The sequence below is a fragment of the Pseudoalteromonas sp. OF7H-1 genome (assembly GCF_022347825.1).
GTDB lineage: Bacteria > Pseudomonadota > Gammaproteobacteria > Enterobacterales > Alteromonadaceae > Pseudoalteromonas > Pseudoalteromonas maricaloris.
Map to the genome: position 1 here is coordinate 190,082 of NZ_JAKRFX010000006.1, position 13,080 is coordinate 203,161.

General features: G+C 42.3%; 12 protein-coding genes and 1 pseudogene. 3 read left to right on the top strand and 10 right to left on the bottom strand.

Annotated elements, in window-relative coordinates:
* Window positions 1–125: 125 nt before the first annotated feature.
* Window positions 126–1,751, top strand: coding sequence for a M28 family metallopeptidase (locus MHN30_RS09850; protein ID WP_130164123.1), 1,626 nt, complete (start codon window positions 126–128; stop codon window positions 1,749–1,751).
* Between the two features lie 70 nt (window positions 1,752–1,821).
* Complete coding sequence (locus tag MHN30_RS09855) at window positions 1,822–2,988, top strand: putative manganese transporter (protein ID WP_069020691.1); 1,167 nt, start codon at window positions 1,822–1,824, stop codon at window positions 2,986–2,988.
* Window positions 2,989–3,281: 293 nt separating this feature from the next.
* On the opposite strand, the gene MHN30_RS09860 is transcribed toward MHN30_RS09855, so the two are convergent.
* From MHN30_RS09860 to MHN30_RS09885, 6 genes are all read right to left on the bottom strand, one after another.
* Window positions 3,282–3,833, bottom strand: a complete 552-nt coding sequence (locus MHN30_RS09860) for a hypothetical protein (protein ID WP_239359398.1) — start codon at window positions 3,831–3,833, stop codon at window positions 3,282–3,284.
* A 125-nt stretch (window positions 3,834–3,958) separates the two neighbouring features.
* The gene (locus MHN30_RS09865) at window positions 3,959–4,417 is read right to left on the bottom strand and encodes a hypothetical protein (RefSeq protein ID WP_130164126.1); all 459 of its coding nucleotides are present in this window, start codon (window positions 4,415–4,417) and stop codon (window positions 3,959–3,961) included.
* Window positions 4,418–4,498: 81 nt separating this feature from the next.
* Window positions 4,499–5,527 (bottom strand): hypothetical protein, encoded by a 1,029-nt coding sequence (locus tag MHN30_RS09870; protein ID WP_239359399.1) that lies wholly within the window; start codon window positions 5,525–5,527, stop codon window positions 4,499–4,501.
* Window positions 5,528–5,952: 425 nt separating this feature from the next.
* On the bottom strand, window positions 5,953–7,491 hold the full coding sequence (locus MHN30_RS09875) for a transposase (RefSeq protein WP_239359400.1): 1,539 nt from the start codon (window positions 7,489–7,491) through the stop codon (window positions 5,953–5,955).
* A 226-nt stretch (window positions 7,492–7,717) separates the two neighbouring features.
* Window positions 7,718–8,125: a DUF6559 family protein gene (locus MHN30_RS09880; protein WP_239359402.1), complete on the bottom strand. Its 408-nt coding sequence runs from the start codon at window positions 8,123–8,125 to the stop codon at window positions 7,718–7,720.
* A gap of 111 nt (window positions 8,126–8,236) precedes the next feature.
* A complete protein-coding gene (locus MHN30_RS09885; RefSeq protein WP_239359404.1) occupies window positions 8,237–9,103 on the bottom strand; it encodes a toll/interleukin-1 receptor domain-containing protein in 867 nt (288 codons plus the stop codon).
* Between the two features lie 325 nt (window positions 9,104–9,428).
* On the opposite strand from MHN30_RS09885, the pseudogene MHN30_RS23890 reads away from it, so the two are divergent.
* Window positions 9,429–9,621, top strand: a pseudogene (locus MHN30_RS23890) (site-specific integrase); the annotation flags it as partial.
* Window positions 9,622–9,751: 130 nt separating this feature from the next.
* Here the strand turns inward: MHN30_RS23890 and MHN30_RS09895 are convergent.
* The 4 genes from MHN30_RS09895 to MHN30_RS09910 are packed head-to-tail and all read right to left on the bottom strand — an operon-like array spanning window position 9,752 to window position 13,027.
* The gene (locus MHN30_RS09895; protein WP_017217477.1) at window positions 9,752–10,009 is read right to left on the bottom strand and encodes a hypothetical protein; all 258 of its coding nucleotides are present in this window, start codon (window positions 10,007–10,009) and stop codon (window positions 9,752–9,754) included.
* On the bottom strand, window positions 9,990–10,934 hold the full coding sequence (locus MHN30_RS09900; protein ID WP_239359406.1) for an ornithine cyclodeaminase family protein: 945 nt from the start codon (window positions 10,932–10,934) through the stop codon (window positions 9,990–9,992). Before MHN30_RS09900 ends, MHN30_RS09895 begins: the two co-directional genes overlap by 20 nt.
* A 9-nt stretch (window positions 10,935–10,943) precedes the next feature.
* The gene (locus MHN30_RS09905; protein WP_239359408.1) at window positions 10,944–12,032 is read right to left on the bottom strand and encodes a Xaa-Pro peptidase family protein; all 1,089 of its coding nucleotides are present in this window, start codon (window positions 12,030–12,032) and stop codon (window positions 10,944–10,946) included.
* The gene (locus MHN30_RS09910) at window positions 12,029–13,027 is read right to left on the bottom strand and encodes a proline racemase family protein (RefSeq protein WP_239359458.1); all 999 of its coding nucleotides are present in this window, start codon (window positions 13,025–13,027) and stop codon (window positions 12,029–12,031) included. The genes MHN30_RS09905 and MHN30_RS09910 overlap by 4 nt, the downstream gene beginning before the upstream one ends.
* Window positions 13,028–13,080: the final 53 nt, after the last annotated feature.

Below are 13,080 nucleotides of genomic sequence, written 5' to 3' on the forward strand. Positions count from 1 at the left end.
TGTGCTTTATACCAGCTACGGATTTTCATTGATTTCTATCTCCTCTAGCCGTCTTGTCCCGCTCGAACTTTTACGCATTTTATGTTACTACTTATGGGTTCCTAACAAGTAAAAGAAAGGCAATTATGAAACTTAAACTGACGCTCAGCGCTTTATCTATGGCGGTGCTGGCGGGCTGTGTTAGCACTAGCAATAGCCCCCAAGACATCGATACTGCATACAATAGTATTAATGATGCTCAACTCAGAGCCCATATTAAAACCCTTGCCTCTGACGAGTTTGGCGGCCGTGCTCCGTCAACAAAAGGTGAAGAGCTAACGCTTGCCTATTTAACCAAACATTTTAAAGCACTTGGCTATCAGCCTGGTAATGGCAACAGCTTCTTACAAGAAGTGCCGCTTGTTTCGCTTGAAGCCGATCCTAATATGACGTTAACAATCGGTGGCAAAAACTACGAATATAAAAAAGACATGGTGATGGGCTCGGCCCGTATCAGCGAACTCGAGTCAATCAAAGATTCAGAGCTGGTTTTTGTTGGCTATGGCGTAAATGCTCCAGAGTACGACTGGAATGACTACGAAGGCCTAGACGTGAAAGGCAAGACAGTGGTGATGCTAGTGAACGATCCAGGTTTTGCTAATCCTGATTCGGGTAAATTTACCGGTGAAGCTATGACCTATTATGGTCGTTGGACGTATAAATACGAAGAAGCTTCACGCCAAGGCGCAGCAGGTGCGATCATTATTCATGAAACAGCGCCGGCTTCTTATCCTTGGAGCGTAGTAGAAAATTCTTGGAGTGGCCCACAGTTTGGCTTCCAAAAAGAAAACAACAATATGGACCGCGTTGCGGTTGAAGGCTGGGTAACAGTAGACGTTGCTAAAGAGCTGTTTCAAAAGGCTGGACTTGATTTTGACACCGCAAAGAAAAAGGCAGCAGCTGGCGCATACCACGTTGATATGGGCAACCTAAGCGCGTCAGTTACCGTCAAAAACACCATCAAAAAATCAACTTCGTATAACTTTATCGCCACCCTACCAGGTAGTAATAAGTCTGACGAGCACATCATCTACTCAGCACACTGGGATCATTTAGGTACCGATCCAAACCGTAAAGGCGATCAGATCTATAACGGCGCGCATGATAATGCTAGCGGTACAGGCGGTATGATTGAGGTAGCTGAAGCCTTTACTAAACTGCCAACTCGCCCTAGCCGTTCAATTACGTTTTTGGCTGTGACGGCTGAAGAGCAAGGTCTATTAGGCTCAAAATTTTATGCTGCAAACCCTGTTATTCCAGCAGAGAAAACCGTTGCTAACATCAATATGGATAGCCTAAATTTATTGGGTAAAGTAAAAGACATCAGCGTAGTCGGTATTGGTAAATCTGAGCTTGATGAAATGCTGGAAACCGCAGCAAAAGCGCAAGACCGCGTCGTTTCAGGGGATCCACGTCCTGCTGCTGGTGGTTACTATCGCTCTGATCACTTCGCATTTGCGAACATGGGTGTGCCTGCCATGTACGCCGGTGGTGGAACCGAAGCACGTGACGAAGAGACTGAAACCTACCGTAAACGTATGGGCTTAGTATTGCGCGGTTGTTATCATCAGCCTTGCGATCGCTACCGTGAAGAGTGGGATTTAAGCGGAGCGATACAAGATCTACAGCTGTTCTTTAAAGTTGGCTACGATGTCTCTGAGCAAGATGCATGGCCGAAATGGAAAGCAACCGCAGAGTTCCAAAGAAAATAATACAAATGATATTGATTTTCATTTAAAATGTAATTAAAGTGCAACTTAGACAATACACGGGTTGCACTTTATGTTTTCATCTCTACTTCGATACTCTCAACCAGCACATGGCGCTAAGGTGAGTTTATTGTTCAACAAACGGCTAATTTTACCCCTCGTTATTATTGTACTTTTAGCATTTGAAACGGCGAGACCAATTGTGGTCAGCGCACTGAGTGATGCATTCTTTCAAGTCAGCGTTTTTGTTGCTGCTACCCTGCTCGTGTACTACTTTCTTGTTGACAGAATTCCACAGCTTAATCTCAGTTATCTGAGTACCAAATCCCCTATTCTCGAAATAGCCATGGCGTCAATATTGGGCGCGCTGCCTGGCTGTGGTGGTGCGATTATCGTGGTCACCCAATTTACCAAAAAACAAGCGAGCTTTGCTTCAGTTGTCGCAGTGCTTACTGCGACGATGGGAGATGCAGCGTTTTTGCTACTCGCCAAAGAGCCCCTGACAGGCCTTACTATCATCGCGATGGGCGTTGGTGTGGGTATCGTGAGTGGGCTATGTGTGCACTTAATTCATCAACCCGACTTTTGTGTCCCGCAGACCATCAATGAGGTCGAAGAAGAAACCTTACACGCGAGCCGTGCGTTTAGTCTAAGCCGTAAGGTGTGGAAGCTGGGCTTACTGCCTAGCCTTGCAATTGCGCTCGCGATCGCTTTTAACGTCGACTTAGCACCTTTTGATACAGAAATTGCTTGGCTTGGAGCAGCATTATGCCTTTTTGCTGTGTGTGTGTGGGCACTTAATTCAAAAGGCGTAAGCTATAAAGATATCACCTGTGAAGAAGGTGAATGTGACCCACCGTCAAAACTCACTAGAGTGCTACAGGACACGCATTTTGTGACCGCTTGGGTGGTTGCAAGCTTTTTGCTTTACGAGCTATCTACTGCGTATTTAGGGCTTGATCTCGCGGTTTGGTTTAAAGACTATGCGCTGTATGCACCACTGGTGGCCATTCTTGTCGGATTATTACCCGGCTGTGGACCCCAAATTGTTGTTACAACGCTTTACCTGCAAGGAGTCGTGCCATTTAGTGCCCTGGCGGCCAATGCCGTTGCTAACGATGGCGATGCGTTATTTCCAGCGATAGCTCTGGCACCAAGGGCGGCGCTATTTGCCACTATCTACTCTGCAGTGCCTGCATTTATCGTGGGCTACGGCCTCTACTACATTAATTTGGCTTAATACTTGAGTACGTCGACGAAGTGATCTGACGCTGGCTCATACACGATCTGGCTGTTTAGGGTTATGAGTTCAACCAAATCTGACCGCTCGTAACTGATTAATGGCCGAAAAGAGCGAATAGCGGGCGGTCAAATAAACTTATTTTTGGACAAAAATGTTTTAGGTCGTCGGCTGTATCAGACGAATTTCGAATAAAAATTTCTATGGGCTAACGCCCGGCTTTTGGGGCGGACTTGTAGCCGCAAAGCGGCGAAAAGGCCGTCCCAGCCCTGAAAGGGCACAACAGCCGCTTGTTAGTTTGTTTTACTTTTTAGCCACTTGCTAACAATATCTACGTTTACTGAAACAGGGCAAATTTCCTGAATTATTAGGTCGCAGTTTTTACGAACTTGATTTACCGTTTCAATATAAATATCTCTGAAGTGCCCTTCGTAATTACCCAGATATTTAAGAACTGAACTATGTGAATCATTTGAGCCGTGTTCAATGTTTCGCCTAACAACCCGATAAAGACAAATATCCATAGGCTGATCAAGTAAAATCACATAGTCTATCAACGAAGAAATACAGCTGCGTTCTCTACCAAATGGCTCTTCGACAAAAATATACGAGTAATTGCCTTCAATTAATTGCCGAAGCTTAATGATCATATCAGGCGTATTGATTTCGGATACGTCGGCACCATTTTCACGCCACTTTTTCATGTCTTGTGGATAGCTGAATTTATGAACGTAATCATCAAAATGTAAAAAAGGGCAATCGAAATCACTGGATAGTTGCCTGACAGTTGATGTTTTACCGCATCCAGATGCACCGCTAATAGCTACAACTTTAACTCTATCCATAGTGCCTCTATGCGCTTAAATATGGTTGCAAACTAACGCTTCAATAATAAGTGAGCCAAGTGCTGGCAGGCGATTTGCTCAGCAAATGGCATGACATGCATTGGTGAATCTGATTCATTGGCTTGTTATATTTCATTTACCACTGACTGGATATATTCGTTTACTGGCATTGGCAATGCGCACTCTGAACTATCCATTGCAGTGTCCGTTGAGCAAACCATCCAATCTTCACTGTCATTATCTAAAATAGGCTTGATTTGTTGCATTACAAAAATACTATTTCGTTTTTCGACGACAACCAAAGCATATGGGTAAGCAGTATAAGAAGGCAAACCAGTGTAATGATAAAAACCGTAAAAGATGAACTCATCTCCTTTTTGAGGGTTAAAGATCCATTCGATGACATCGTACTTAAGTTCAAAGCCAACACTTGTACAAATGATTTCATCGCCTTGTTTTGAGAACAACCTTTCACATAAGCCATCGCTTTGAGACACGGAATAAGGTGAACCTATAAATGCATACTTCTCTGCATTAGCGACAAACGGTAATAGGAACAAAATAATCAAAATTTTAATTTTCATCTATTCCTCCGAGAAATAGAACGCCTTGCTCACCGGAAAATTGCGAGCGCAGCGAGTAATTTTTCCGAGTGCAGCAACTTGTTAACTCTCTTCTTTTAAAGTTGAGATAAGCTCTTCTTTGCTCAATTCAATCTCTGTAGCTTTTCCAGATTTGCTCGCTGATGGCTCTTCAGCAATATTTACTTCTATGTAATAGATTATTTTATTCCCGACATTTAGATATGGGAAATTATCAAGAGTATCAAGCCCAAGTCTAATTCTAGTTGTATTGGCTACAAAATTAACTAAAAACCCCTCACTAACATAAAAATCGTTGCAGTACCTTGCTACTTGATGAAATCCTGAGGCAAGTTTGGTGAGAACACTAGACCTGTTCGATTCATTCTTAACATACTTTGCATCAACTATTATGAAACGGCCTTCTGAAGACTTTAAAACAAGGTCGACCTCTCCGCTAGCAGATGCGGGTTCAACGAAGAATTCAACACCCTGGTCCAATATATACTCTTGAACGTCAATAGCTAAGGCAACTTCACCTTTTTTACCTTCTAATCCATTTTCAGCGAATTCACGCAGGCGATTCTTTCGAAACCACTCAGAACGTTGTTTATACTTTAACAGGATTGAATAGATAGAATTTCTTTCATCTAAGTGTTCATCTAAATGCTCATATAGTCCATCGATTGCCACATCTCTTAAAACAGACACGGCATCATTAAATTTAATACGAGCATCGTTGTTTAAGTATTCACCGAGACATAATATTACAAGTTGCTGTTTCCTAGGCTCTAAGCTTTCCAGCCCAGAGATTCCTTGAACTATTAACCAGCACACTGATGAGTGTTTTAGGTTGGTTTCAGCGGTATAAAATCCAGGGTCATAAGACCCATTACAGCCGGGCACTTCATCTAACGTTTGTTTAATTCTCGCTACGTGCTCACCCTCAATTCTGGACAAATCTGCAACCACATAACGTAATAATGGATGATTTTTGATCCAGTGAACAAGCTGCCTACAAGAATTAACAAACATAGCATCTGGACAAGTTTGTGCCCGTCTGAATCTTGATCTTAAAAGATACCTAGTACGCTGTATTAAAAGCTGATCCATTTATTCAAATCCTTTAAACAAATTGTTGAGAGCTTTAGTAGCTCTTTGAACTCCACCCAAGTGGTCTTGCAAGTGGATATTTGAATGGCATCCTCTGCAAACCAAATATTCGCGTCTTTTTATTTGACCTAGCTGAACCCAATTACCCAGCTTGCATAACGGGCAGTCAATCTCTATTTCTTTTCGATCAAAGTTTGGAATCGTTACATTAATGGAAATTTTCAATGTGACTCCTAAAGAGAGTTAACGAGCCTGTAGAATAACTCGTTTCAAATTTGTTTTTGTAATCAACAAACGATAACTGAGTTCCTATTTTGATTCAATCGTTTAGTTGGGTGTGAGTTGTTATTTTAGGGCGTTTTTTTAAGCTGGTTTGTTGTGGTTTGAGAGGCGTTTCGGAGCTGTTAGGTCAGGTTGTTCTTAGCTTACGACACCCTTTCTCGTAACTTTTCGATATTGTGAACTAGGCAGTATTGCTGCCATTGAGCATTGACTTTTACTTGGCCGCGTAATGTGAGCTTATTCATCCCTTTATTCACCGTGATGTTGCCGAATACTGGTTCGATACATCCAAGTCGTTTGCTGTATTGTCGTCGTCCTATTGGGCTGTCTATTTTTACTTTCATTTTGTCGATGTAACTGATTTTTTTGCGAGACTCATCACTCTTAAACTGTACTTGTCGGCCTGTTTTTATCGGTGGCTTTCGCATGCACTGCTGTTGTAGTGGGCATACTTTGCAATCTTTTAAGTAACCACAGAATCGCGTGTATTCTTGGTTGTAGCTTTTTACATTGATACCGCTTCGCCACATCTCGTTCCCTGCGGGGCAGTGGCAGGTTTGTGTTGCTTCATCATAATGGAAGTCGTCTGAGGTAAATAAGCGTGGCTTGCCTTTACTGCGTTTTAATCGGCGCTTTTCTTGCTCTGTTTCGTAGGTTTCGCTCTCTTTAAACAGTGGGTTGCGTTTTCTAAATTGGTTATCAGCTATGTAAGTATCAAAGCCACTTTGCGCCATGAATTCAAGGTTCGCTTCACTATTAAATCCACTGTCTGCGGTAAATTTAATGGCCTGTTTGTGAGAGAATTTATCACTGTTCAGTTTTTCAAGTTGTCGTTTTAATTGCTCAACGGCTGGCTGCAGTGTTTGTTGCTCGCCCACCGAGCCCCATGCCTGTGCTTGTAGTATAATTTGATGTTTCTCATCGTTTATCGCTATCCCGTTATAGCCTTGAATTGTGCCTTTTGACGTGGTCATTTTCGCGCTGTCTGGGTCGGTAATATTACTTTTAACCGGCTTACCTTTACTGCCTGTTTTCTCTTCGTGAGTAGCTAAGAACGCGGTGATTTTATCTGCACTTTTATCTAGCTTTTCTTTTTGCTTTAAGTCTTGAGTGACCAGCTCTTCACTTAAGCCATCTTGCGCTTGATGGCGCTCAATTATGCGTTTGCTTGCGCGTTCTAATTTGGCTTTTTTACGGCCTAGCTCATCGAATGTACCGCTCCACTCCTTGCTCGCATTCGACTTCAATTTGCACCCATCAATGGCAAACATGTTGCGTCCTATTAAGCCTTCTTCATCACATATCATCAGCACTTGCGTAAATAGCGGTTCAATCTGCTCGTGCATTTTGGCCACGAAACTTGCTATTGATGTGTAATGCGGCTGAAGATCCCCTGACACACTCATGAACAGAATATTGTTCTCACAAGCCTTGGCTATTCGGCGGCTACTAATTAATCCATGAGCATAACCAAGTAAAATTATCTTTAACATCACCGTGGGCGGATACGCCGCAGCGCCCGATTTATCATTGTTATACCACGCGTCAAAGCTCGACAAGTCGAGTTTATTTTCGACAATATAACAAAGGGCATATTCAAAGGTTCCCGGCAAAATTTGCTCAGCGAAATTGATTGGAATGAATTTATTTTGGCGGGATAAGTCTGGCTTATAGTTGGCCATAACAGATTACCGTGGGTGAATAATAGCTATTAGATCACAGTAACCAACTCGATTCAAGGTTAAGAAACAGTCAATCCAAAACCAAGAATCCAGTACCTGAAAAGAGTAATTCTACAGCCTCAACTTTCGCATAAACGGCGCAAGGCACGTGGCAAAATAGCGAAGCGGCCACGTGTTTTGCGTCCGCCGCGAGCGAAGCGAGTTTTCATGCGCTTGTTAGCTGCCATTAGTCACCGCCACCACCACCTCCGTCTCCAAAACCTCCAGAATCACCGCCAGAGGAGAAAAAACCTCCACTGGTTGACAAAGACTCTAAAGACGAAAATGAAAAATCTGTTGCGTTGTCGAAACAAGTTTCAGTAATTTCTTTCCTGAGCTCCTCATAATCACAGGCCTCGCCCGCTGCTTCATGAATTTCTTTGAACTCTTTTGGTGTACAAAACATTGCGTAAGCTGGGCAGACATCGGACACAATGACTCCGCCACCGCTATATTTTTTAAATTTATGACTAAGGGCCCTATCTACCTGCCCTTTTGTATAATATTCGCTTCTTCCATAAAGTTTTTTTAATTCCGATGGAAGATTTTTGGCAAACGCCTTGATTTTCTGGTTGCGACGAAAGTTTCTAAGCATTTTCAATCCTTTGGCAGCTAACGCCGCGTTAAACGGCAAAATAATGCTTGCTAATATGTGCAGCGAAGCGAAACCGAGCAAGCATTGCGGAGTCCGTTTTTGAACGCCTTGTTAATTGTTTTTTATTACGTTGGCCAATTTTCTAGCAAGCTCTTCGATCCCTATTGAAGAATTCAATCCCACCTTGTCAGCTAACCTTGGACTATACTCATAAACATTTTCAACACTAACCTCGTGCCAGACTGGTAGTATTACATTATCTTTTTCAAGTATTTCTCGAGTATAAACCGAATCAAATTCAGCTTTCCCCCAACCCTCATTACTTAAAAAGTTTGGAGACAGTATAACAACACACTTTTTGGTCTCTTTTAAGCCTGCCTCAATACTGGATCGCAAACTATCTCCAACATTTAAAGAGTATTCATCATACCAAACAGGACACTGAAGCTTTGATAGTTCATGAACTAACTTTCTAACTACAGGGTCTTTGTCTCTAGAGTCATGTGAAATAAATGCTAAAGGCTTCTCCATCTCAGAACGTTTCAATGCATATTCCTTATCTCTGATTATTACGTTGTAACCTAATGCTAACCCGTGTTCTGTAACTTGCTTCCGATATTCTTTACCTAACATCTCATTAATGTATAAAAAAATTCGTCCTGTAAACCTGAGGGTTTCAGACGAAGCCATTTCTGAGTAGTCGGAGAATCCAGTTTGAATAACTACACCATCACCTTCAGGTGATAAAATGCATTGTTTTACCTCATTTGAAGAAAACAGCGCATTAATAGTGGCGCTAACATCGGCTCCCTCTTCAATATAAAATGACCAAAATTTTGCATTTGCATCATATGCTTGTGCGATTTTCGCAATGATTTCATGGGTAATATTACTTTCAGAGCTCCCAATTCCCCATGTATTGTGAACTGACATATTTTTATTCAAATCAGTATCAAAATATTCTCTTAGTGTTGCCATTCAACACAGTCCTCCATGAAACAATTAACATTTTATTCGTGCGCATGCGCGTTTACCTCATTGGACCAGTGAAAACGCGCACAGTTAACTATCAGTATGCAAAGAACTTATCAGCATTCTGCTAAATATACCATCTGGAAAAATGCGCATGCGCGTTTCCCAAACCTATTATCTCAAATCGCAGACAAATAACCTTTTGATAAACAATAACATTTTTAATCTATTCATGCGTAAACGCGCAAAAAATTTTTCATTAGTTCCCTTGATATCCGAGAATTCCAATAATACTGTATACATATACAGCAGCATAAGATAAGGAGTTATCATGAGTCTAAAAAGCCCATTTCTGAAAGGTCTTCAGGAGGAAATGCGTATGCGTGGTTACAGCATTAGAACAGAAAAAAACCTACCTATATTGGATTAAGGCATTCATTAACTTTCACCACAAGCGTCACCCTGAAACAATGGGAACGGAAGAGGTTACACAATTTTTAACCTTCCTTGCCAACCAACGAAATTGAACAGAAACATGTTAGTACCGCTGTCCGCATTTGACCAATAGCTGAAATGTCAGAATTCATAGCGTTCTATATTTGTACTCTGTCAAGTCAAAAATTAGCGCTTATTCACTTAATTGAATAAGTCACTTTACTCACTTGGATGATAATGGCGAATACCATTGTCATCCACCATGACGTAACAGCTATCGTGGTTTTGAAACGCTTTGTAAAACACCTCATCATATAGCAGCTTTTCACTTTTCGTTTCGCCACCAACTCCTTGATAACTAACCAACATGTGACATTCGTGACAAATAAGCGGATTCACCAAGCGCTTATCAGCAGCTTTGACTACTGCGGTTACTTCATACACTTTACCGTGCTCTTTATTTTTGAACCAAGTCATACACTAATTTCGCTCCAATTAAATCACTCAGTGCTGTTCCTACAGACTTAAACAAAGTAATTTCGTTCTCGTTACTTCGACCTAGGTTATTTTTAGTCATTTCGCTAAGCTCTGCAACCACCTTATCGGGGCTAAATTTACCTTCACTGATCGGTAACAACAATTCGCCCGCCTCGTTCAATACATTGGCGCGACTATCTACAAAAACTCGACTCTTAGTTACCGTTGTGGTATCAATTTCTCGACAATCTTTATGGTGATTGCCAATGCAATCTATATGCGTACCATCGCTCAACCACTCTCCATTGAACAGAGGCGTATGACTGCCTGTTGCACAGCTGATCACATCTGCCGAAGCGATAACAGACGCAGTTGCCTGCTGATACAATGAAAATTCCACTCCCTGATGCTGCGAGGACAATAGCTCCAGCAACAGGCGTCCTTTTTTAGCATTGCGTGCAATTATTGAAATTTTACTATAATTTCTAACACTTAAATGCGAATTAATCATGTAACTGGCTAAATTGCCTGAACCAAAGAAAACCAAATGTTTGGCATGCTTAGGTGCTAAATACTCTGCGGCTAATGCTGACACAGCAGAGGTTCTCCACAACGTTACTTCGGTGCCGTCCACAAGCGCGATCGGCTCGCCGAACTGTCTGGAGAACAGCATGATTTTTGAGTAAAGGCTGGCTTTATCGTGCTGGTTGTTATCAGGGAAATAGGTAAACGCCTTTACGCCAATCACGTCGGCATTCCAAGCAGGTAAAACAGCAAAAGCGTCATGATTGCTGTGACTATCATCTAGCTCAAAAACTTGCCGTGTTGGTGTACCTGCTGGTTGCGCAAAACCCTGTTTAAGCGCCTGAATTAAGCTTGGGTAGTTGAGGCTATCCGCGACTTCTTGGCGAGTAATAATTTGCATCATCATTCCTTAGTTTGTGAGCTGAAATACTTGTGGCGCGTGGGTTAAGCATTCAAAACCATTTTCAGTCACCAATACATCTTCTTCCAAGCGCACACCACCATAATTTGGAATGTAAATACCCGGCTCTATGGTAATGATATTGCCAGCTTCTAATTGGTGATCGACCCCAGGTTTAATAAATGGCTGCTCGTGTAGAAATAGCCCCACACCGTGACCAAGTCCCTCACCTGCGTATTGTGAAAAGTCGCTATGACTCAACACATCGTGTGATGCGTTATTTAAATCTATGCAGTTAACGCCTGCTTTTATTAGCGCCAACGCAGCTCGCTGCGCATGTTGGACCGTGTCATAAATGGATTGTTGTTGCTTCGTCGGCTCCCCTAACACGTAACTTCGCGTCATATCAGAGCGATAGCCGCTTATCACCGCACCAAAGTCGATAAGTACCAAATCGCCTAGGTTAAGTTTTGTCTGTCCTGGGTTTCCGTGCGGTAAGGAAGAACGTGCACCAAATAATAGGATTGTGTCAAAAGAAAGACCTTCGGAGCCTAGCTTTTGCATCTGATACTCAAGCTCAATTGCCGCGTCTCGCTCAGTGATCCCTACTTTTAACAAAGGCAGTGTATGGGCAAGCGCCAAGTCAGCTATCTCGGCGGCACGTTTAATACAGTTAATTTCATAGCTATCTTTAACTTGTCTTAGTGATTCCACCCACAGCGGCGCGGCAATAAGCGTGGTATTTTTTGCGCTGATGTTTAATGAGACATAATCTGCGTGACTGATATGATGCGCTTCAAATGCAAGCTGTCGCGGCTCATCTAGTAATCTAAAAATACAATCAGGTAGCGTTTCTTTATCACGATTTCTTAAAATGACTTCGACTCCCACCGCTTCATTGCTAGCACGCTCAAAGTAACGATAATCGGTAATGAGTCGGTGTCGCCCATTTGAAGACATCAACAATGTTGCAGCATGGCCGGTGAAGCCAGTTAAATATACAATATTCTCGTAGCCATAAATAATGATAGCGTCACTTTGATGTTGTTGTAATTTATTGACTAAGCGTTGCTGTCTGGCTGCGTAATCTACATTCATCGTAGTAAAAATCCTCTTACTAATGGATCGTGGTCGTCTAAAATAAATTGGTGTCGGCCTGTAATATAGGCCGTGCCCGAAACTATTGGGATCAACGATTTACTGTCATCACTAAGTTGATAACAAACATCTAAGCCCAATCCTAATATACCTTCAATAAAGATACGTTGGTTTGCGGCAAGCTCATCTCTGGCGGCAAGAATTGCAGCTCGACCACTGACCCCAGTCCCTGTTGGACTGCGATCTAATTCGCCATCGGCAAAAATGCACACATGCTTACTGTGAGCAGAGTCAGATTGTTGAGAATTGGAATAGAAAATCACACCATATAAAAATGCGAGGCGCGCATCGTCATGCACTAAGCTAATCTGTGTTGCAATTTCTTGTTTAAGCGTTAAACCTAACTGCTGAATGTAAGCTGCATTTTTTGGTATAAGAGCCAAACCGATTTTATCGGCATCAATATAGGCATAAAACGCACCACCAAATGCGATATCCACTGAGATTAAACCAAATTCAGATGTCTTGACTTGCTTATCAAGTGTCACTACCTCTGCTGGTACATTAGCAAATTCAGCTTGGCCGTCTCTTAGCCATGCGGTAATTAGCCCTGCAGGCGTATCTATCAACAACTGTTTCTTTGCGGGATTGTGCTGTAAAAATAGTGTAGCTAAAGCAATAATCGCATGACCACACATTGTTGAGTACCCTTCATTATGAAGAAATAACACGCCAAAATCGCTTTCTGGTAACTGCTTTTCAACGATAAGCGCACCATACATATCAGCATGACCCCTAGGCTCATACATCAGCGCGGTGCGATAGTGATCAAGATTTTCTACGCAGTATTGCCGTTTATCTAAAATAGTGTTGCCTTGAGGTTCAGGGAAGCCACCGACAATCACACGCAAAGGCTCTCCGGCGGTATGCATATCAACCGTCTCTATTACTCTCGCGTGGCTCAGTATCTGCTCCAAATCTATTGTTAACGTCATCATACTCTCCGTTATGTGAAATAAGCCAAACACTTGGCTTGGCTTAAACCAAG